Source organism: Bacillus sp. AR13-1 (genome assembly GCF_008042285.1).
GTDB classification, from domain to species: Bacteria; Bacillota; Bacilli; order Bacillales; family Bacillaceae_G; genus Bacillus_A; species Bacillus_A mycoides.
Genome location: NZ_QNUA01000023.1, coordinates 73,664 through 95,356, shown reverse-complemented (window position 1 = coordinate 95,356; position 21,693 = coordinate 73,664). Strand labels below are relative to the sequence as shown.

Sequence of the window (21,693 nt, the reverse complement as noted above, 5' to 3'; positions counted from 1 at the left end):
GTTCAGTTTTCAAAGAACTAAAAGCGGGTGAAGAGAATCGAACTCTCGACCAGAGCTTGGAAGGCTCTTGTTTTACCACTAAACTACACCCGCGTGGTCGGGAAGACAGGATTTGAACCTGCGACCCCCTGGTCCCAAACCAGGTGCTCTACCAAGCTGAGCCACTTCCCGTTATAGCGCGCCCGAGAGGAGTCGAACCCCTAACCTCTTGATCCGTAGTCAAACGCTCTATCCAATTGAGCTACGGGCGCATATTCATGATGTTTTTTCGTCGTTGTATTTTGGCGACTCAATTATCTTACCATACTACATTTTCAAATGCAAGTACTTTTCAAAAGATTTTTTGATGCGGCCGAGAGGACTTGAACCTCCACGGGGTTTCCCCCACTAGGCCCTCAACCTAGCGCGTCTGCCGTTCCGCCACGACCGCGCGGAAAAAACAAAAGTGAGCCATGAAGGATTCGAACCTTCGACCCTCTGATTAAAAGTCAGATGCTCTACCAACTGAGCTAATGGCTCGTAAATGGCTGGGCTAGCTGGATTCGAACCAGCGCATGACGGAGTCAAAGTCCGTTGCCTTACCGCTTGGCTATAGCCCATCGAAATAGTTATCTTCTTTTCAAAGACAAATGTTATTTTACCATAATGTCCAATAAAAAACAACTGCTATATAGCAGAAGTTAAAATGGCGGTCCCGACCGGGGTCGAACCGGCGATCTCCTGCGTGACAGGCAGGCATGTTAACCACTACACCACGGGACCATTTGGTTGCGGGGACAGGATTTGAACCTGCGACCTTCGGGTTATGAGCCCGACGAGCTACCGTACTGCTCCACCCCGCGATAATATTATTTATATAATTTATATGGTGGAGGATGACGGGATCGAACCGCCGACCCCCTGCTTGTAAGGCAGGTGCTCTCCCAGCTGAGCTAATCCTCCGAAGTGGTGACCCGTACGGGATTCGAACCCGTGTTACCGCCGTGAAAGGGCGGTGTCTTAACCACTTGACCAACGGGCCAATATGTATGGCAGAGAAGAAGGGATTCGAACCCTCGCACCGCGTTAGCGATCTACTCCCTTAGCAGGGGAGCCCCTTGAGCCACTTGGGTACTTCTCTGTATGGCTCCGCAGGTAGGACTCGAACCTACGACCGATCGGTTAACAGCCGATAGCTCTACCACTGAGCTACTGCGGAATAATGAAGACAATTTGTATCTTATAAAAATTCTCATCGTAAGTCAAGAAGTTTTTTCACAACATCTTGCGCAAACGTGACATGTTTATAATATACTGGATTGCGTTTTCACTGTCAAGATGTTTTCACTACCAGTTTTAGTTGTCCTTTACACTTTCCACATACATATCTTTGTGTATTTATTTGACGTCTTCTTACATATTGAAAAGAACACCCCATACATTCATACATAGAAACTCTCGTTTCCTCCTCACTAATCATTCGTTTACAAAAACGTGGTGCACCTACTTTCTTTAATAACTCCCGAAAATCTCTATCTCGATGCTTATACCCTTTTCCTGTGATATGTAAGTGATAATGACAAAGTTCATGTTTAACAATCCCGACTAACTCTTCTTTTCCATATACTTCGTAATATCGATAATTCAATTCTATATTATGATTCTTCAATAGATAGCGCCCACCAGTTGTACGTAACCTACTATTAAACATCGCTTTATGTAAAAACGGCATTCCAAAGCATTGTAACGATACCTCTTCCACTAACCGCTGAATTTCTTGCTCATCCATTCTCATTCCTCCTAAACTAAAAAATATTTCCACACTTTTCTCCCTTCTTATACATATAGTAAATAGTACATATACCCATCCTCATTCAAGAAGCGTGATTTCTAAAAATGCAGCATTGCTAGAAATCCACTCACCAACCTCTCATCAAAGTTACTTTAACTAAAAGGAGCTACTTTTTTTGAGAGCAGGATTAAACAAGGAGGGATTCCTATGCCCACGTGGCTAAAGAAACAAATGCAACGTGCATATTTCGAGAAAAACCGGTATCAAATCAAGTTACTAAATGAATGCTGGTTTTATTATAGTAAAATACATCAAAGCTCATAATCAATTAAACTTTCCAGTTCATAAAAAGAGAGCAGTTTCATCTGCTCTCTTTTCTTACTATTCAATCGGTAACATTGATAATGCAACACGACCTTTTTTCGTATCAATATCATCTACCCATACCTTTACAATTTGTCCCACGGATACAATATCTAATGGATGCTTTACAAATTGTTTGCTTAGTTTAGAAATATGTACTAAACCATCTTGCTTCACACCAATATCAACAAAGGCACCGAAATCAACAACATTGCGGATCGTTCCCTCTAATTCCATACCACGCTTTAAATCTTCTAATTTTAAAATCCCCTTTTTCAAAAGTGGCTTTGGCAACTCATCCCTCATATCTCGCTCCGGGCTAATTAAAGCATCCATAATATCAACTAATGTCGGCTCACCAATCTCCGTCTCTTGAGATAATTTAGAAATATCTACTCCTTCGAAACTCTTTTGCAAGTTTGGTTTCCCCACATCATTCTTTGATAACCCTAAGCTCTTCAATAGCAATTCAACATTTTTATATTGTTCTGGATGAATCCCTGTGCGATCTAACGGATTCGCTCCTTCTAATATACGTAAAAACCCGATACATTGTTCATATGTTTTTGCACCTAAACGTGGGATTTTCTTTAATTCAGTACGCTTCGTGAATTTCCCATCTTCCTCACGCTTAGCTACAATGTTTTTCGCAACTGTTTTTGATAATCCCGAAACATATTGCAACAATGCAACTGAAGCTGTATTTACATTAACACCAACTCGGTTAACTGCTGTCTCTACTACAAATGTTAATGATTCATTTAATCTCTTTTGAGATACATCATGTTGATATTGTCCCACCCCAACAGATTTAGGGTCAATTTTCACAAGTTCTGCAAGTGGATCTTGTAGACGTCTCCCAATTGAAACAGCACTTCTTTCTTCAACCTGTAAATTTGGAAACTCCTCGCGAGCTACATCAGATGCTGAGTACACACTAGCACCCGCTTCATTTACAATAATGTAAAATACATCTCGCTCTACATTTTGTAATACATCTACTATAAATTCTTCCGTTTCCCTCGAAGCTGTACCATTTCCAATCGCTATCATTTCAACTTCATATTTATCTATAATTGAAATGATTTTCGTTTTTGCATCCTCATATTTACGAGCAGGCGGATGCGGATAAATAACATCTATGTGAAGAACTTTTCCTGTATCATCTACTACAGCTAATTTACAACCGGTTCTATATGCTGGATCTACCGCTAACACAACTTTCCCTTTCATCGGAGGTTGTAATAATAAATTACGTAAATTCTCAGAGAAAATATGAATCGCTTGTTCTTCGGCCGTTTCCATTAATTCTTTACGAATTTCTCTTTCTATTGAAGGTTGAATTAATCGCTTATATCCATCTTCCATCGCTAATTGTACATAATGCGCACTTTTAGAAGCTTCATCAAGAATCATTTTTTTATGTAAAAACTGAAGAATTTCTTCAATTGGCGTGATAACAGAAATTCTTAATACGTCTTCCTTTTCACCACGATTCATAGCTAGTACACGATGCGGCACTACTTTTTGCAACGGTTCTTCATAGCCATAATACATTTCATATATATTCTTTTCATCTTTTTCTTTATCTTTTACAGATGAAGACATAATCCCTTTTCGGAAAGTAGTATTGCGAATCCAACTACGATATGCCGCATTATCCGAAACAAGTTCCGCAATAATATCTTGCGCACCTTGCAACGCATCTTCTGCAGACGCCACTTCCTTTTCTGCATTAACAAATTCCATAGCCTTCTCTGCTGGATTTTCTTTTTTATATAATAATAGCCACTCAGCTAACGGTTCTAATCCCTTTTCTTTAGCAATTGTAGCTTTCGTTCTTCTTTTTTCTTTATATGGACGATATAAGTCTTCTACTTCTTGAAGTTTTGTTGCAGCAACAATATGACGACGCAACTCTTCGGTTAGTTTACCCTTTTCACCAATAAGACGAAGAACCTCTTCTTTCCTATCTTCTAGTTGCATCATATATTGCCATCTTTCTAAGATTGCACGAATTTGCACCTCATCAAGAGACCCTGTCCATTCTTTTCGGTAACGAGCGATAAATGGAACTGTGTTACCTTCTTCTGTTAATTGAATAACATGACGAACTTGCTTTTCTGTAAAGCCTAATTCTTTCACTAACATTTTCATTAACCCTTGTCGATTATCTACCATTTCCATATCCAACCGTAACCTCCTCTATAATAAAAAAAAGTTGCCCTGTAAAGAGAGCAACTTAAACTGCCGATTTAAAAATCTATTAGTCCTAAACTAATTTGTAACGCTTCATCTACACGACTCATCATCACTTCATCCAAATGAGTGATTTTGTCCGTTAAGCGTTGCTTATCGATTGTTCGAATCTGCTCAAGTAAAATAACAGAATCCCTCTCAAAACCGTACTTTTTCGCATCAATTTCCACATGAGTGGGTAATTTCGCTTTTTGAATCTGTGCAGTAATAGCCGCTACAATCACAGTCGGACTAAAACGATTTCCGATGTCATTTTGAATGACAAGAACCGGACGAACGCCTCCTTGCTCAGAACCAACAACTGGGGAAAGGTCTGCAAAATACACGTCGCCGCGTTTTACAATCAAAACATTACCCCCCGCTAACTAAGCGTTCTACTGTATGAGCTGCTTCATACTCTGCTAAGAAAGCTTCAGATGCAATACCAAGATTAATTTTTCCCATTTCAATGTACCCACGTCGCATTGATTCATGTTGGTAGCGTTTCTTCGTCTTATGTTGACGCAATAACAGTTGTGTTGCCTGGCAAATTAGTTCATGGCGATTCTTATTCTCTTGTTTTCCAATTCCGTCCAATTCCGTTACCATTTGCTTTGGCAACCGAACCACGATTTCAGTAGTTACACTTGATTCGGACACAAAAATACACCTCCACCGTCAACTACACACCCAAATATATATATGACACCTATTGTAATAATACCATTGTATGGAGCCTGTTGCAAAGACTTCCTTATTCCTTGCTTATGTTTTCCAATTCATAAATAAAACATTCATCTTCTTTTACTTTTTATCTCTTTCAAACAAGAAATAAAGCAATCCTTCAGTAATATTTCATTGCAACTTATATTAATAACAAGTATAAAAAGAAGCTCCCCAGCGAAAAAGAGCCTATTCTTTATTAGTGAAACCCCTCCAAATGACGAGATACTGAGTAATATTACCTTCTTCTATATATCGTTCAAATAATTGATTACTTCTACAACTTTACCGTGTCGTATAAATATTCTCGGTACACGGAAGCTTATCGTTGCAATAATTTCATAATTAATAGTCCCGGAATATTCAGCAACCTCGGTAGCACTAATATACTCATCACCTTGTCTCCCAATGAGTGTAACTTTCGTACCAAGTGGCACTTCACAAGGAAGATGTATCATGAATTGATCCATTGTCACTCGCCCTACAATCGGTACTCTTTCACCGTTTACAAGTACCTTAAACCCTTGCAATCTTCTAAGCCAGCCATCTCCATATCCAATTGCAACTGTCGCAATCCATTCTTCAGTTCTCGTTCGGTATGTGACATTATAACTAATCCCATCTCCTTTAATCACTTGCTTAATATGAGCAACTTTCGTGTGAAGTGACAACGCCGGTTCCAATTTAAATGGTAAAAAAGGACGTATTTCTACAGATGGGGATAATCCATACATCGCAATACCAATTCGCACCGCATTAAATGTAATCCCTTGAAACCTTAACGTTGCGGCACTATTGGCTGTATGGACAAATTTAGGATTCACTCCAAATTCTTTCAACCAACGTAACTGCTGCAAAAATGTATTATATTGCTTATCAAAGTAAGAAGTCTCAACCTCATCCGCTGTTGCAAAATGCGTATATACTCCTTCTAACTCTAAAAATGGCGCACCTTCTAAACTCTTTAAGAACCCTTTTAATTCTTTTCGTTCACGTATTCCGATTCTCCCCATACCACTATCAAAATTAATATGGAATTTCATTATTGATGAACCATCCCAGAGCTTTATCGCTTCTTCCACCCATTCTTTTTGAAAAACAGTTAATGCTACATCATTTTCAGCAGCTACATTTACATCACGGGGCGGGGAAGGACCTAATACTAAAATCGGTGCAGTAATACCAGCCCTCCGAAGCACTAAAGCTTCATCTAAAAAAGCAACTGCTAATCTTGTTGCTCCTGCTTCTAATGCAGTTTTAGCCACCGGTACATAATCGTGCCCATATGCATTCGCTTTAACTACAGCAAAAATCTCTACATCACTTGGAATGTACTCTTTAATATGTGTAACATTGTTATAGATCGCATCTAAATCCACTTCCACCCACGTGTCACGGTAAAACGGCGCTTCTTCCATAAATACACTTCCTTATACACGATATGCGAAGCTTATTCTTTTATATGCTTCTTTTATGAAATCCACCTTCAAACTAAGAAAAGACGTGGTGCACATATATCACCACGTCTAAGAAGTTTACTTCACCTGCTTCGCTGTAACCGAACGAGCAACCATCAACAACTCATTCGTCTCTAAACCTTTAGACACGAGCATATATTCTACTCCGTTATGTGACCACGTTACAGAGTCTTTCGTCAATGCACCAATCGTGAAACCAAGATCAACCGGCTCTCCACTTACACTTACCGCCGATGAGGCCTCTGCAACTTTTGACTTTTCTTGTATTAAAGTAAAGGATTTCTTACTTCCAGTGTATGTGAGTATTGCACGCTTGCCACTGTCTGTCTTCAACTCTTCTTCCTCTTTCAAAGTCATACCTTGCGGTGTATCACGTGGATACAAAATAGCAAACGGTTTGTCTTCTTTCGCTGCCGTCTGAACATCCACTTGTGCTCTAGACATATTTTGTTTCGTATCAAATGCACCTTTATCAAACTTTGCATCAAACTTTACTTTAGTGAAATCTACTTTTACAAGGACATTTTGATCATTATCCATCAGTTTCACAGAAACTGGTGTTAAATCACTTTTATTCAGCTTAATTTCTTGTTTCGGCAACATATTTTGATGTTGATAATTTGTTTTTGTTTTAAACACATAATACTTATCTGTTTTCTCGAAAGAGAGATTTTTCTTATCTTGCAAAATATCTCTTACAAGTGATTCATATAAATAAGCCTGGCTACTATTTTGCGGCCAATCACTTTGAAAACGGAAACTCTTATTAAGTGCCGGTGTTAATACAAATACACCTTCATCATTCCTTAAAATAATTTGACTCTGATCCTTTTTCGCATTCTGCAAATTCACACGATAATACGAAGGTTCTTTATGCCAAATTTCTACATTGTACTCTTGAGGTTCATTTCCTGTTTTAATAGATAATTTCGCTTCAGCTTGATAACTCTTCATACTTTTAACTTTCGTTTCTAAATCTCTCACAACATCTTCCTGTTTCTTTTCCATACAACCCGCCAACACAAAAACGGTCAATAAACCGACAAGAACTAAAAACAGACGCCTTTTCATCACTTCAGCCCCTTTGCCCCTATAAATGAATGGAAGATATGCCTTCCTTATCGCTACCTCAAATATATGAGACAAAGATATAAAATATGCAGACTAGCGTGACGAGCTTTCCAAAACAACTTGAGCAACGGCAAATTCTTTACTATGACTAATTGATAAATGAACAATATGCTCTGTATTTGTAATGATAATCGGCTTACCTCTATCATCATTCCTTACTTCAATATCTAAAAAACTCACTTCTTTCCCGATACCGGTCCCTACCGCTTTAGAATACGCCTCTTTTGCTGCAAATCTTCCAGCTACAAATTCTGTAAGACGACTTCCTTTCAGCCCCTCAGCAACACCACGTTCTCTTTCAGTTAAAATACGTTCCATAAATTTAAGCTTTCCATCTAGCATTTTTTCAATTCGATTTAACTCAATAATATCGATTCCAATCCCTACAATCATTTCAAAATCCCCTTCTTCTATTTAGCTTTCTTCATTCATATTGTAAGAATAACAGAGAATCTTTCTGATGCAAAAGGAGTGATACTAAAAACATGCTAATACCATCCACTCGCATTTCCTTACAACCGATTATCATTTCTTTACTTCTTATACAATTAGTCATGATTATATTGAGCGACTTTTCCCTCTTTCACCTGGCAGCCTACAATGAATATATCGCTAAAGGAGAATGGTGGCGTGTCATAACTTCCTTACTTGTACACGTAGACTTACAACATTTCCTTTCTAATAGTATTTGTTTATTCGTATTTGGTTCTTCCATCGAAAAACAACTAGGACACTTTTCTTTCATCATTATTTTTTTCCTTTCTGGCATTCTCGGGAATATTTCTTCTTATATTATTATGCCTCTTGAATATATTCACGCCGGAGCATCTGGTGGTATTTTCGGATTACTAGGCGCCCAATTATTTTTATTGTATAGTCGATATCGTTCTTCAAAACCAAGAGACATCGCTATTTTTTCAATAATGATACTTATATTACTACTATTTACTTTCTTTAATCCCTCTGCCAATCCTATAAGCCATTTAACAGGACTGATCATCGGCGGCATGTGCACCCCTTTTTTAACAAAAAAAAACGATGGCGCAGAGCTTATTTAATATAGAAGCTCGCACCATCGATAATTTCCACATCTGTTTGTTTACTTAACTCTCTCATTAGTTGAAATAAAGACTCGTCCTTTTTCTTCGCCTCAATCATACAATCAATTCGCGGAACACTCCCCTTTATCTTTTTCAAAAAAGATAAGAAAGTATCTACATCAATAAAATCTGCATGTGCTCTCGGGTTTTTTCCATCTCTAGGACTGGAGATGTGCATTTTAACCGGTAACAAAGACGATTCCCACGTATGTACAACACGCGCCCAATCTTCATGCCAATCTTCCTGGTCATTATTCATCATATGATGGTGCAAATCAAACACGACTGGAATGTCTAATTTCTCACCTAAATACAATGTTTCTTCTAAAGAAAAGGTCGTGTCATCATTTTCTAATATAATCATCTCTTGAATACCTCTTGGAACAGTTGACCAATTTTCTATAAAGCGTTCTAATGCAAGCTCCTTATCTTTATAACCTCCTCCCACATGTAATACACATCGTTGCTTATGTTCAATTCCCATACCCTTTAACAATTTTTTGTGCATCTGCAATGTCTTTACAGATTGTTTGAGAATACTCTCCTCAGGTGAATTTAGTACAACAAAGTGATCTGGATGGAAGTCAATTCGCATATTCATACGAATTGCATATTCACCTAATTCTTTCAGATTTTCTTTTAACGGACGAATATAGTTCCAATCTAACAACTCCTCATGATTCGCTAAAGGAATAAGCTTGGAACTAAGTCGAAAGAAAGATATATCATGCCCTTTATTATGTTTTAATAACCGTAAGCAATTTTCCAAATTCGAATTAGCGATTCTTTCAAGTTTACGAATCGCAGCCTCTCGATCATCAATCCGCTGAAACTGTGCATACGTCATCGTTTGAGATGGAGAAGCATTCTTCAAATGTACACTCATCGCAACATACCCAAGTCTTACAAGCATATAGCACCTCATTTCTATACGAGTTACTATGTAGTATGCACAATTACAGAAATAAAAAAAGAGAATGCCAGCAAAGGGCATTCTCTTTTTTATTAAGCTTGTGGACGGCTATGATGTTTTCTTTCGCCGCGTCCATTTGAAGATCCAGGGCGACCTTCACCTTTACGACCACGGTTGCCATCACGGCTACCAGCATCACGGCTACCGCCATCACGATTACGATCACGGTTACGACCATCGCCACTTCCGCTTCCACGTCCATCACGATTGCGATCACGGTTACGACCATCGCCACCGCCGCGTCCATCACGACTACGATTACGGTTACCATCACGGTATCCACTTCCGTTACCACCGCGTTTTTTAGAACCGCCACCGCCACCTCTTGAAACAACTGGTGGTTCTGATGTTAAAGCGATCGGAGTTGTATCCGGCTCTTTTGTCATCATTTTTAAAGCAGCAGCTACTACTGTTACAGAATCATTCTCTTCTAACATTTCTTCTGCAATACGCTTGTAGTATGATAAGTTATCATTTTCAATTGTGCTTTGAAGTTTTTCAGCGATTAAACGTTGTTGACCTTCTAACGCCTCGTCAAGTGTCGGTGCGTCCATACGATCAACTTTACGTTTTGTTGTACGCTCGATATTTTTTAATTGTCCTGATTCACGTGGTGTTACAAATAACATTGCAATACCTTTTTTACCGGCACGGCCAGTACGACCGATACGGTGAACGTATGATTCTGGATCTTGTGGGATATCGAAGTTGTATACGTGTGTTACGCCTGAAATATCAAGACCACGTGCAGCAACGTCTGTTGCAACAAGAACTTCAATAGTACCTTCTTTAAATTTACGTAATACAGACATACGCTTCGCTTGTGTTAAGTCACCGTGAATACCTTCTGCTGCATAACCACGTAAGTTTAATGCTTCTGATAATTCATCAACACGACGCTTTGTACGACCGAATATGATTGCAAGCTCTGGAGATTGAATATCTAGTAAGCGTGTTAACACGTCAAACTTTTTCTTTTCTTGCACTTCTAAATAGAACTGCTGAATGTTTGGCATTGTTACTTCTTTTGCTTTTACTTTAATGTGTTGAGGCTCAGTCATGAAACGCTCAGCAATACGACGGATTGGATCTGGCATTGTCGCTGAGAATAATAATGTTTGATGTGTTTCTGGCACATCTGTTAAAATCGCTTCAATATCTTCAATGAAGCCCATGTTTAACATTTCATCCGCTTCGTCAAGAACAACAGTCTCTACGTTTTGTAAGCGAAGTGTTTTACGGTTGATATGATCTAAAATACGACCCGGCGTACCTACAATAATGTGTGGGTGTTTTTTTAGAGCACGAATTTGGCGGTTAATATCTTGACCACCATAAATTGGTAGAATACGAACACGTTTATGTTTACCAATTTTGTATAGCTCTTCTCCAACTTGAATTGCTAATTCACGCGTTGGCGCGATAACAATACCTTGAACTGCTTCTTTATTTGTATCCACTTTATCTAATAGTGGTAATCCGAATGCTGCTGTTTTCCCTGTACCTGTTTGCGCTTGCCCAATAATATCCTTACCTTGCAATGCATGTGGAATTGTTTCAGCTTGAATCGGCGTAGCCTCTTCAAAGCCCATACTTTCAACAGATTGTAGTAAAGACTCACTTAATCCTAGTTCTCGAAATGTTGTCAATGTTACTTCTCCTTTTCTATCCTATACTTATCATTTAAAAAAAGGCGTTTTCCGAACTTGCGGAAAAGCCATTTTCCTGAATACTTACGTATATAACCGGGCGTATATTCTTCACGAAAATACTTCTAAACGTTATTACACTTTATCAATTATAAGTTTTGTAGGTGTAAAAAGCAAACCCCAACTGTTACCTTATTTCATATTCAGAGCTTTTTTCTTTACTTTTATTTTTTTATCGTTTACTGTAAGCGCTTATTATAAGTTTCCACTATTTTCGTGGCTATCATCCCTATTTATATACACCAATTATTTCAACATCGTAATTACTTCTTCTAATTTCATGCCGCGAGATGCTTTTACTAATACAACATCTTTCGTACCGACTACTGCTTGCAACTCTTTTATTAACTCTTCTTTACTATCATACGCTTTTACACGGTCTTTAGGGAAATTAATTTTTGCACCTTCAGCAATTTGAGCCCCTAATTTACCATATGTGAATACATATGAAATTTTTGCTGGATCAATTAATTTACCTACTTCATAATGAAATTGCACTTCTTGATTTCCAAGTTCTAACATATCACCAAGCACAACAATTTTTTTAGCAAATCCATCTAAACCATTCATTAGGTGGAACGCAGCTTCCATAGCTGTTGGACTAGCATTATAAGCATCATTGATAATTGTTAAACCACTATCTGTTTTTACAATTTCCATACGCATACCTGTCATTTGAAGTGTTACTAAACCTTGTTTCATTTCTTCCCACGTTACACCAAAATGTTTTGCAATTGCCATTGAAGCAAGCGTATTATATACATTATGCTTTCCTAGTACTGGCAAATAGAATGACGAAGTTTCATCCCTGTTCATCTTAAAGTGTGTCCCAGTAGCCTGCAATGTTACAGTAGTTGGATAGTAATCATTTGCTCTCGCATCACCAAATGTAACTGTTTCAGCTGCTAAATTCATTTCTGGAACACGATTCGTTAATAGCGGCTCATCTCCATTATATACGAACACGCCACCCTTTTGTAAACCTGTAACAATTTCTAACTTCGCTTCAGCAATCGCCTCACGAGAGCCTAAATCCATTAAGTGCGCCTCACCAATGTTCGTGATAATAGCTGCATTAGGGCGAGCTAACTTAGATAGAAATTCAATTTCTCCTCGGCTTGACATGCCCATTTCTAATACAGCTACTTCTGTATTTTCCTCTAAATTTAAAATAGTAAGAGGTAAACCGATGTGGTTGTTGAAATTACCTTCTGTTTTTTGAACTTTAAATTTAGTCGCAAGAATACTTGTTACAATATCTTTCGTAGATGTTTTACCATTACTACCCGTTACACCAATAACTTTTACATCCAATTGATCACGATAGTTTTTCGCTAACATTTGCAATGCTGCTAGTGTATCTTCTACAAAAATAACCGGAAGATTTTCAGGTGGGTTTTCTACATCTTTCATCCATAATGTAGCAATCGCCCCATTTTCAACAGCTTTGTCTACAAAAGCATGTCCATCGAAACGTTCACCTTGAATTGGAACATATAAATTTCCATTTTCAATTTTCCTCGTATCAATAGACACTCCTTGTATAGTAATTCCCTCATACCGCTCTGCTAATCCAGTACCATTTATCATCTGCTCTACTTGTTTTAACGTTCGATTTATCATGAAAACACTCCTTACATAGAGGAAGCACTATTCCTTCGAATAGTGCTTCCTCCTTTTTTGTTAGATTGTATATTTAATTTTTTGTTTTTCTTCGTGACGCTCAATCGCTAAGCGAATTAGCTCTTCAATTAATTCCGGATACGGTAAACCTGTATGTTGCCATAATAGAGGGAACATACTAAACGGCGTGAATCCTGGCATTGTGTTTACTTCGTTAATATATACTTCTCCATCTTTCGTTAAGAAGAAATCAGCTCGTGTTAAGCCCGAACCATCTAATGATTGGAATGCGATAATTGCATCTCGCTTAATTATATTAGACTCTTCCTCTGTCATTTCAGCTGGAATAATTAACGCTGTATCACCATCGATGTATTTCGATTTGTAATCATAAAAATCTTTTTTCGGTACAATTTCACCTACAACTGAACATTTCGGCTCATCATTACCTAATACACCAACTTCTACTTCACGACCTACAATATTTTCTTCTACAATAATTTTACGGTCAAATTGGAATGCCTCTTCGAATGCATTCTCAAGCTCTTCACGATCATTACACTTATTAATACCAACACTTGAACCAAGATTTGCTGGTTTTACGAAGCAAGGATATCCTAATACTTCTTCTACTTTTTCATACGCTGTTTCACGATCTTTTTCCCATGCGCTACGAATGAAAGATGCATATTTCGCTTGTTTCAATCCAGCTTCTGCAAAGATATTTTTCATAACAACTTTATCCATACCAGCAGATGATGCTAATACACCGTTACCTACATATGGAATGTTTAGTAATTCTAATAACCCTTGTACTGTTCCATCTTCACCATTCGGTCCATGTAATAATGGGAAAATAACATCAATTGCATCTTCTTGTTTAGAAGTTGCAGTTGGGATAATTTCTGTACTTAATGATACAGGAGAGATTGTATTCTCTTCCCCACTCATTTGTAATGCCTCAACATTTTTTACTTCGCCTTCAATACGCTCTCCACGCATCCATTGGCCTTGTTCTGTAATATAAATTGGATGAATCTCGAATTTATCTTGATTTAATGCTTTAATAGCAGCAAGAGCCGTTTGTAACGAAACTTGATGCTCAGCTGATTTTCCACCGTATAATAAACCTAATTTAATTTTTGTCACTGAAATCACCCTAACCAATTGTTTTCATTTTTCTATTTTAGCACTTTTTATAAAAATAGGTAGTTCCTATTTGAAATAAAATGTAACTTCCACAAATAATTAAAAGACACCACTTATTGGTTTTCTACACTTTTTCTCTTTAATTTCTACACACCTAAACAAAATTAAACTTTAAAGCAAAATTGCTATCTAATCTAGTTATGTACCTAAAATATGTAGAAATCCACTTTGTGTGTATGTCATCTATATTACCCTACCATTTGTGGAGGGTGAAAAAACATTGATTAAAGTTTCATTTTATTAAGAAGACTGTTTTGTAGGCGTATCTTTTTGCCTCTGCTCAACAAGACGATCTAAAGAAACATATACAAAGCCTGCAACTACACACCCTACACTTAAAATTGTAAATAAGTAGTGACCAAGCAAACGATCCAATAGAAAACCACCAAGAAGTGGACCGAATGCACTTCCTGTAATCCACTGCAAACTCGCCGCCCCCATATAGGTTCCTCTCAAATGCTCAGGGGCCAAATTCGCTACAAACGTCATCTGTACAGGCGACATAATCATCTCGCCTAACGTATATATGGCATAAACAAACATTAACGTCATTAAAATAATTGTAGCATTTGTATCATATTCTCCAAACCACTTCGGTAACCATCCTATAAAAAACAAACCAATTCCGAACAAACACGCACCGTATAGCATCGTCTTTCCAACAGGTTTATCTGTCGCCCATTTTGAAATTTGAAATTGAAATAAAACAACTAATAGACCATTTAATGCCATTAAATATGGGTATGGATTGTTGACTCCAAAAATATCCTTCATTTCGTTATCAAAGTGAAGCGGTAACATGCCTTCTGTTTGAGAAAACCCCATAGAAATAATAATCCCCGCTAACAAATAAATCATTAACGCCTTATCTCTCATTAAAATTTTCCAAACTGCTCCGGATTCCTTCTCTTTATTTTTTTCCGTCATATCCGTAATTTTTGGCATTGTTTCTTTAATAAGTACTAACACTAGTAGCGCATAAAACAACATAGCGGATGAAGCAATAATAAACACGAGGTTCTTTGATAAAACAACTACTGATGCTCCCATTATCGGTCCAATTGCAGCACCAATATTGTGTCCCATTCGCAATAAACCATATGCTTCTGTTCTTTTTTCTGGCGCCGTCACATCTGCAACCATCGCTGATGCTGCTGGATGAAATAAAGAATTACTTAACCCTAAAAAAATAGATAAAATAGCGTATGGAATAAATCCTTCGATAAATAAAAAACCGAGCATTAATAACGCATTACTCGCCATTGAAAATATCATAATTGGCTTTCTTCCATATATATCAGCTATTCTTCCGCCTATAAGCGAGCCAAAGCTTGCAGCAATTGGAGAAAGCGCCATAATAATCCCAACTTGTAATAAAGAATCTACCTTATCTTTTAAATATAGTGCAAAAAAAGGCATTAACATCATCATCGCAATTCCGTTCAAAGTCTCACCGATAAATCGAATCCATACGTTACGATCCATCTCTCTTAGCTCACGCCATGTATTTTTCACATTTTCACCCCTTTAGTTCGCCAACAATTATCCTATAATACATTCAGAAAAATGTAAATTTTCAAAATAAAAATCCATCCTAACAGAATTAGAATGGATTTTTCCATTTATAAATTTGCTACATCTTCTTCTTTTTTACTATTATTTAAAACACTACGCTTTCTACTATAGGCGAAATAAACTACTATACCGATAACCATCCAAACACCAAAACTAATCCAAGCTGTCGCTGATAATTGAAGCATCAAATATAAGCAAAAGATAACTGTTAATGCTGGTAAAAATGGTACGAGCGGCGCCTTAAACGCCCTTGGTAAATCAGGATGAGTTCGTCTCATCACAATGACAGCAACAGCTACAAGTGCAAATGCTGACAAAGTTCCCATATTTACAAGATGTGCTAAAACATTTAAATCTATTAATCCTGAAATAAGTGCTGCAATAATACCTGTTGTCCATGTATTTAAAAATGGTGTTTTAAATTTCGGATGAACTTTAGCAAGACGCTTCGGTAACAATCCATCTCTGCTCATTGCATATGAAACACGAACTTGCCCATACATCATAACTAGCATTACAGTTGTAATTCCTGTAATTGCTCCTACTGATATCACTCCCGCCAAACTATCTTGTCCAATAAATTGAAGTGCGAAAGCAACTGGATCTGATATATTCAACTGACCGTATGGAACAATCCCTGTCAAAATAAGTGAAACAACAATGTAAAGAACCGTACAAACTAGTAACGATGCAATAATTCCAATCGGCAAATCGCGTTGTGGGCGCTTCACTTCTTCTGCGGCTGTTGATACAGCATCAAATCCAATGAATGCGAAGAAAACTGTAGCTGCTCCAGCCATTACACCATCTAACCCAAATGGCATAAAAGGTGTCCAATTTTCAGGTTTTACATAATTAAATCCGGCGAAGATAAAAATGAGAACAACTGCTAGTTTAATAAATACCATTATATTATTTACACGTGCACTTTCACGAACACCTCTAGATAAAAGAACCGTCATAACTAGAATAATTAGAACTGCAGGTAAATCAATTATTCCACCCTTTCCAGTACCAGGGGCCGAGGAGAGAATGGTCGGAATATGAATCCCAAATCCCTTTAATAACGATTGAAAATACGCTGACCATCCATTGGCTACAGCAGATGTGGCTAATAAATACTCGAGCATTAAATCCCATCCAATTAAGAATGCAAATACTTCTCCCATCGTCGCATACGTGTACGTGTAAACACTCCCTGAGACAGGAACTGAAGAAGCAAATTCAGCGTAACAAAATGCAGCAAAGGCACAAGCTAATGCAGCTATAGCAAATGATAATATAATAGCTGGTCCAGAATGTTTCGCTGCTACAACGCCAGTAAGAACAAAAATACCAGTTCCAACAATTGCTCCGATTCCAAGCATTGTTAAATCAAGTGCCCCTAACGTTCTCGATAATGTCTTTTGTTTACTTTCTTGCAGTAACGTTGAAATTGGCTTCTTTTGAAAAATTTGCTTCATGCTGTGCTCCTCCACGATTTTAGTTTTCTGAAAATTTAATTTACTTTTTCATTTTACCCACGGCATGTTTTTTAGTCAATACTTTTGTCGAAATAAACAGAAAACTATCGAGATACATACTATACTCTTATCATCCTTTCGATAAAAAGATTCAGACAATCATATCTATATATATTTTCATAACTTTTTTTGGTATTATTATACATGTCGATTCCATAAAAGAGGCATGCTCCCGTAGTGAGCATGCCTCTTTTTACTTATTTTACGGTATATGAACCCTCTTCAATCCAGCTATACATGTACTTTTCATCTTCCGTCTCATGTGCTTGTTTTACAATACGAAGCGGACGGAATGTATCTATCATAACAGCCAGTTCAAGTGTCTCTTTCTTCCCTATACTCGCTTCTGTTTTCCCTGGATGTGGCCCATGCGGGATCCCGCTTGGATGAAGCGTAATAGAACCTTCTTCTACACCTTTTCGGCTCATAAAGTTACCTTCTACATAGTACAGTACTTCATCACTATTCACATTACTATGATAATATGGTGCCGGAATAGATTCTGGATGATAATCGTATAAACGCGGTACGAAAGAGCAAATGACGAAATTATGCCCTTCGAATGTTTGATGTACTGGTGGTGGCTGATGAATACGACCTGTAATTGGCTCAAAATCCTCCACATTAAAGACCCACGGATATAAATAACCATCCCACCCAACAACATCTAACGGATGGTGCCCTAACACATGCTTGTGCATATAACCTCTCGACTTTGTCATTACGACAAACTCACCTTTGTCATCATATGTCTCCAATTTTTCCGGGCCACGAATATCCCTTTCACAAAACGGACTATGTTCTAACAATTGCCCATATTCATTGCGATAGCGACTTGGTGTTGTAATTTGGCTATTTGCCTCTACAACAAGAAACTTAGTCTCTCCCTCATCTGGAATAACACGATAAATCGTTCCAATTGGAATTGTTACATAATCACCTTTTCTATAGTGAATCGTTCCAAACATCGTTTCAATTTTTCCTGTTCCATAATGAACAAATAACATTTCATCGCCATCACCATTACGGTAAAAATAATCCATTTTTTCTGTTGGACTCACTACTCCAATTAATAAATCCTCATTCCCAAGCATAAAGTTTCTTCCGCTTACTGCATCACCAGTTTTTTTATTTTCTTTCGTACGGAAGTGGCGATGAGCAAGAAGGGCATCCTCTTCATACTGTAACTGACAAGAATGCGATAATGCCGCGTGCCCTACTTCTGTTGGCATATAATGATGATACAAAATAGACTGGGTACCAGAGAAACCTTTTGTCCCCATTACCTGCTCACGATAAAGCGATCCATCTTTTTTACGAAATTGTACATGTCGTTTATGAGGTAGCTCCCCCATGTGACGATAAAACATGCCCATCACCTGCTTTCATGTCTTTTTTGACCGTATTACGTAACGTACCTAAACCAGTAATCGACAGCTCTACAACATCTCCATCTTGTAGCCACTCTTCTGTACCAAGTTCTAAAATACATCCTGTTCCTACTGTCCCAGAACCAATCACATCTCCTGGATATAACGTAACGTCTTCCGAAGCACGTTCAATCATTTCAGCAAATGTATAGTAAATATCTTGGAAGTTTCCCTTTGATAATATCTTTCCATTTACATGAGCAGTCATCTCTAAATCATAACGATCACCGTTACGATAAACGTCTAATTCCTCTTTCGTAACGAGATACGCTCCTAATGAAGTTGCAAAATCTTTTCCTTTCGCTGGACCGAGTCCCACTTTCATTTCTGTTACTTGTAAGTCCCTTGCGCTCCAGTCGTTCATAATGCAGTAACCAAAAATATATTCCTCTGCTTGTTCACGAGAAATGTTTCGTCCTTCTTTCCCAATTACGCAAGCAATCTCTAACTCATAATCAAGCTTTTTAGACTTCTTCGGACCAATAACAAAATCATCTGGTCCAATAACAGCACGGTGGTTCGTAAAATAAAAAACCGGGATATCATACCATTCAGGTACAACATCTAACCCTCTTCGTCCGCGAGCTGTTTTTACATGCTGCTCAAATGCATAAAAATCTCGAATGCTACTCGGATTAGGAATTGCCGCTGCAAATTGAACTTCCTCTAAGGAATATATACCCTTTGCAGGATTCTTAATATTACGCAATACTTCTACATACTCATCTGCTTTCTCTAAAAAGGCGAACATAGAAGAAGGTAATTGTCCATCACTCGCAAGATTCATATCGATTACTTTGTCACCTTCAAGCCATCCAGCTCGCATTTCTTTCGATGGGAGACGAAATGTAACAAATTTCATCGTGATTCCTCCCTATGAAAATGAAATTTCCACCAACAAAGGAACTCTTGCTGGTGGATACAAATTTTATAAATTTCCGCGACGCTCTTGTTCTCTTTCAATTGATTCGAATAACGCTTTAAAGTTCCCTTCGCCAAATCCACGAGAACCTTTACGTTGGATGATTTCAATAAATAGAGTTGGACGATCTACAATTGGTTTCGTAAAGATTTGTAATAAATAACCTTCTTCGTCACGGTCTACTAGAATCTTCAATTCTTTTAATCTATCAATTTCTTCATCAATTTTTCCAACACGTGCAGTTAACTCATCGTAATACGTATCTGGCGTATCTAAAAACTCCACGCCATTCGCACGAAGCACTTCAATTGTTTTTACAATGTCACTTGTTAATAAAGCAAGATGCTGTACACCCGCTCCGTTATAGAACTCTAGATATTCTTGAATTTGTGACTTTCTTTTTCCGTCTGCTGGTTCATTAATTGGAAACTTAATACGGCTTCCATTCGTCATAACTTTTGACATTAATGCCGAATACTCTGTGCTAATATCGTCATCATCAAAGTGAATCATTTGTTTAAATCCCATGACGTTCTCATAATAACTAACCCATTCTTCCATTTTCTCAACGTTACCAACGACATGGTCTACAGCAATTAAACCGGATTCTTCAAATGGAATATTGAACTCTACCCTTTGAAATCCTGGCATGAATGTTCCTTTATAATTTTTACGCTCTACAAGCGTATGAATTGTATCACCATACGTACCAATAACCGCTTTCTTCAAGGTACCTTCCTCATCTGTTAACTCTTCAGGAGGAGCAATCGCAACAGCGCCACGTTTTACAGCTTCAGAGTATGCTTTATCAACATCATCAACAAGTAAAGCCACATCCTTCACTCCATCACCATGAGTCTTTACAAAATCTGCAATACGACTATCACTACTTAAAGCTCCAGACACAACAAAACGCATATTTTTTTGCACAAGAACATAAGATACCTTTTCACGGTTTCCTGTTTCTAATCCAGAATAAGCTACAATTTTGAATCCAAACGCTCTCGCAAGATAATAACTTGATTGCTTTGCATTCCCTACGTAAAATTCCAAATGATCTACATCACGTACCGGAAAAAAGTCCTCCATTTGTGCAGCTAGCGTATCCATAGATTTTTGTTTCATAATATCTTCATCCCCCTGTAAATAGATTAAATGGTCCATACTTAAAACCAACCGAAAACGCTTCCAACATCAATTAATAGAAATTAGTTAGCAAGCTAACAATTTCCGACCTTTAAAATTTTCTATCTTTTCTGTCAAATTCCTCTTTTTTTCTTACATATAAAATTCGACTTTTTTCTCTTTAAAGTAAGGGGAAAATATTAATACTTGAAGGTATATATGAGAGGAAAACAAAAAAGACTCCAACATATTAACTACTTACTAATACGTTAGAGTCTTTATTTTTTTTGAATGATTGTATTTATATTTTTCATACTAATATATTTGCAAGGAATAGAATAAATGATGTTAATATTACCGCTCCGCCTAATGATCCTAATAAATCTGTTTTTGTTACTTGTAACACTTGTTCACTGTTCATATTCCTCATTCTCCTTTCATTTTGTACAATTTAAAACTTTTATTATACTAATACGCTTGATAGAAATACGATTAATGCTGTTAATACTACTGCTCCGCTTGCTGATCCTAAGAAATCACCTTTTGTTACTTGTAATACTTGCTCTTTCATATCTTTCATTCTCCCTTCATTTATCTTTTGTTACAAAACTTCTATTATACTAATACGCTTGATAGAAATACGATTAATGCTGTTAATACTACCGCTCCACTTGCTGATCCTACGAAGTCACCTTTTGTTACTTTTAATACTTGCTCTTTCATATCTTTCATTCTCCCTTCATTTATCTTTTGTTACAAAACTTCTATTATACTAATACGCTTGATAGAAATATGTTTAT

The 21,693-nt window shown here is 37.5% G+C and carries 21 protein-coding genes and 12 tRNA genes; 2 read left to right on the top strand and 31 right to left on the bottom strand.

Features of this window, described 5'->3' with window-relative positions; all coding sequences use genetic code 11:
* Positions 1-22: 22 nt before the first annotated feature.
* The 13 genes from DN408_RS18705 to DN408_RS18645 form a co-directional block, all read right to left on the bottom strand.
* A tRNA-Gly gene (locus DN408_RS18705) sits at positions 23-93 on the bottom strand.
* 1 nt (position 94) lies between these two features.
* Positions 95-171 (bottom strand) — tRNA-Pro (locus DN408_RS18700).
* Between the two features lie 6 nt (positions 172-177).
* Positions 178-251: transfer RNA gene (locus DN408_RS18695), tRNA-Arg, on the bottom strand.
* Positions 252-347: 96 nt separating this feature from the next.
* Positions 348-430: transfer RNA gene (locus DN408_RS18690), tRNA-Leu, on the bottom strand.
* 16 nt (positions 431-446) lie between these two features.
* Positions 447-519: transfer RNA gene (locus DN408_RS18685), tRNA-Lys, on the bottom strand.
* A gap of 5 nt (positions 520-524) precedes the next feature.
* Positions 525-599 (bottom strand) — tRNA-Gln (locus DN408_RS18680).
* An 87-nt stretch (positions 600-686) separates the two neighbouring features.
* Positions 687-762: transfer RNA gene (locus tag DN408_RS18675), tRNA-Asp, on the bottom strand.
* A gap of 3 nt (positions 763-765) precedes the next feature.
* Positions 766-842, bottom strand: a tRNA-Met gene (locus DN408_RS18670).
* A 24-nt stretch (positions 843-866) separates the two neighbouring features.
* Positions 867-942: transfer RNA gene (locus DN408_RS18665), tRNA-Val, on the bottom strand.
* A gap of 4 nt (positions 943-946) precedes the next feature.
* Positions 947-1,021: transfer RNA gene (locus DN408_RS18660), tRNA-Glu, on the bottom strand.
* 8 nt (positions 1,022-1,029) lie between these two features.
* Positions 1,030-1,120: transfer RNA gene (locus tag DN408_RS18655), tRNA-Ser, on the bottom strand.
* A gap of 3 nt (positions 1,121-1,123) precedes the next feature.
* Positions 1,124-1,198: transfer RNA gene (locus DN408_RS18650), tRNA-Asn, on the bottom strand.
* Positions 1,199-1,312: 114 nt separating this feature from the next.
* Positions 1,313-1,768, bottom strand: coding sequence for a SprT family protein (locus DN408_RS18645; RefSeq protein WP_016095131.1), 456 nt, complete (start codon positions 1,766-1,768; stop codon positions 1,313-1,315).
* Positions 1,769-1,978: 210 nt separating this feature from the next.
* On the opposite strand from DN408_RS18645, the gene cmpA reads away from it, so the two are divergent.
* Positions 1,979-2,095: a cortex morphogenetic protein CmpA gene (gene cmpA / locus DN408_RS18640; RefSeq protein ID WP_001143642.1), complete on the top strand. Its 117-nt coding sequence runs from the start codon at positions 1,979-1,981 to the stop codon at positions 2,093-2,095.
* A gap of 57 nt (positions 2,096-2,152) precedes the next feature.
* Here the strand turns inward: cmpA and DN408_RS18635 are convergent, their stop codons facing one another.
* The 6 genes from DN408_RS18635 to acpS all read right to left on the bottom strand — a co-directional run bounded on the left by DN408_RS18635 (position 2,153) and on the right by acpS (position 8,097).
* A complete protein-coding gene (locus DN408_RS18635; RefSeq protein WP_002124824.1) occupies positions 2,153-4,321 on the bottom strand; it encodes a Tex family protein in 2,169 nt (722 codons plus the stop codon).
* 68 nt (positions 4,322-4,389) lie between these two features.
* The gene (gene ndoA, locus DN408_RS18630) at positions 4,390-4,740 is read right to left on the bottom strand and encodes a type II toxin-antitoxin system endoribonuclease NdoA (RefSeq protein WP_000635965.1); all 351 of its coding nucleotides are present in this window, start codon (positions 4,738-4,740) and stop codon (positions 4,390-4,392) included.
* 4 nt (positions 4,741-4,744) lie between these two features.
* On the bottom strand, positions 4,745-5,032 hold the full coding sequence (locus tag DN408_RS18625; protein ID WP_000004570.1) for an antitoxin EndoAI: 288 nt from the start codon (positions 5,030-5,032) through the stop codon (positions 4,745-4,747).
* 311 nt (positions 5,033-5,343) lie between these two features.
* The gene (gene alr / locus DN408_RS18620; RefSeq protein ID WP_002124821.1) at positions 5,344-6,513 is read right to left on the bottom strand and encodes an alanine racemase; all 1,170 of its coding nucleotides are present in this window, start codon (positions 6,511-6,513) and stop codon (positions 5,344-5,346) included.
* A gap of 117 nt (positions 6,514-6,630) precedes the next feature.
* A complete protein-coding gene (locus tag DN408_RS18615; protein WP_002124820.1) occupies positions 6,631-7,581 on the bottom strand; it encodes a LolA family protein in 951 nt (316 codons plus the stop codon).
* A 156-nt stretch (positions 7,582-7,737) separates the two neighbouring features.
* Positions 7,738-8,097, bottom strand: coding sequence for a holo-ACP synthase (acpS, locus tag DN408_RS18610; protein WP_002009969.1), 360 nt, complete (start codon positions 8,095-8,097; stop codon positions 7,738-7,740).
* A gap of 92 nt (positions 8,098-8,189) precedes the next feature.
* Between acpS and DN408_RS18605 the strand changes: the two genes are divergently transcribed.
* Positions 8,190-8,762, top strand: coding sequence for a rhomboid family intramembrane serine protease (locus DN408_RS18605; protein ID WP_002167128.1), 573 nt, complete (start codon positions 8,190-8,192; stop codon positions 8,760-8,762).
* Here the strand turns inward: DN408_RS18605 and uvsE are convergent.
* From uvsE to DN408_RS18545, 12 genes are all read right to left on the bottom strand, one after another.
* Positions 8,755-9,717, bottom strand: a complete 963-nt coding sequence (uvsE, locus tag DN408_RS18600; RefSeq protein WP_002009966.1) for a UV DNA damage repair endonuclease UvsE — start codon at positions 9,715-9,717, stop codon at positions 8,755-8,757. The genes DN408_RS18605 and uvsE overlap by 8 nt on opposite strands.
* Before the next feature lie 92 nt (positions 9,718-9,809).
* Positions 9,810-11,426 carry a degradosome RNA helicase CshA gene (gene cshA / locus DN408_RS18595; protein ID WP_002063522.1) on the bottom strand — a complete coding sequence of 539 codons (1,617 nt, stop codon included), beginning with the start codon at positions 11,424-11,426 and terminating at the stop codon, positions 9,810-9,812.
* A gap of 306 nt (positions 11,427-11,732) precedes the next feature.
* Entirely contained in the window at positions 11,733-13,109 is a 1,377-nt protein-coding gene (murF, locus tag DN408_RS18590) for a UDP-N-acetylmuramoyl-tripeptide--D-alanyl-D-alanine ligase (protein ID WP_002124813.1), read from the bottom strand.
* A gap of 60 nt (positions 13,110-13,169) precedes the next feature.
* Positions 13,170-14,258: a D-alanine--D-alanine ligase gene (locus tag DN408_RS18585; RefSeq protein WP_016126473.1), complete on the bottom strand. Its 1,089-nt coding sequence runs from the start codon at positions 14,256-14,258 to the stop codon at positions 13,170-13,172.
* A 300-nt stretch (positions 14,259-14,558) separates the two neighbouring features.
* Positions 14,559-15,833, bottom strand: coding sequence for an MDR family MFS transporter (locus DN408_RS18580; protein WP_002124811.1), 1,275 nt, complete (start codon positions 15,831-15,833; stop codon positions 14,559-14,561).
* 107 nt (positions 15,834-15,940) lie between these two features.
* Complete coding sequence (locus tag DN408_RS18575) at positions 15,941-17,356, bottom strand: branched-chain amino acid transporter BcaP (RefSeq protein ID WP_002124809.1); 1,416 nt, start codon at positions 17,354-17,356, stop codon at positions 15,941-15,943.
* Between the two features lie 257 nt (positions 17,357-17,613).
* Entirely contained in the window at positions 17,614-18,786 is a 1,173-nt protein-coding gene (locus DN408_RS18570; protein WP_002169298.1) for a homogentisate 1,2-dioxygenase, read from the bottom strand.
* Complete coding sequence (locus DN408_RS18565; RefSeq protein ID WP_033730978.1) at positions 18,752-19,708, bottom strand: fumarylacetoacetate hydrolase family protein; 957 nt, start codon at positions 19,706-19,708, stop codon at positions 18,752-18,754. The genes DN408_RS18570 and DN408_RS18565 overlap by 35 nt, the downstream gene beginning before the upstream one ends.
* A 66-nt stretch (positions 19,709-19,774) precedes the next feature.
* Positions 19,775-20,893: a 4-hydroxyphenylpyruvate dioxygenase gene (hppD, locus tag DN408_RS18560; protein WP_050001436.1), complete on the bottom strand. Its 1,119-nt coding sequence runs from the start codon at positions 20,891-20,893 to the stop codon at positions 19,775-19,777.
* A gap of 310 nt (positions 20,894-21,203) precedes the next feature.
* Positions 21,204-21,314 carry a DUF3948 family protein gene (locus DN408_RS18555; RefSeq protein WP_001083697.1) on the bottom strand — a complete coding sequence of 37 codons (111 nt, stop codon included), beginning with the start codon at positions 21,312-21,314 and terminating at the stop codon, positions 21,204-21,206.
* Between the two features lie 42 nt (positions 21,315-21,356).
* The gene (locus DN408_RS18550; RefSeq protein WP_002029425.1) at positions 21,357-21,473 is read right to left on the bottom strand and encodes a DUF3948 family protein; all 117 of its coding nucleotides are present in this window, start codon (positions 21,471-21,473) and stop codon (positions 21,357-21,359) included.
* A 35-nt stretch (positions 21,474-21,508) separates the two neighbouring features.
* On the bottom strand, positions 21,509-21,625 hold the full coding sequence (locus DN408_RS18545) for a DUF3948 family protein (protein WP_147740286.1): 117 nt from the start codon (positions 21,623-21,625) through the stop codon (positions 21,509-21,511).
* Positions 21,626-21,693 lie beyond the last annotated feature (68 nt).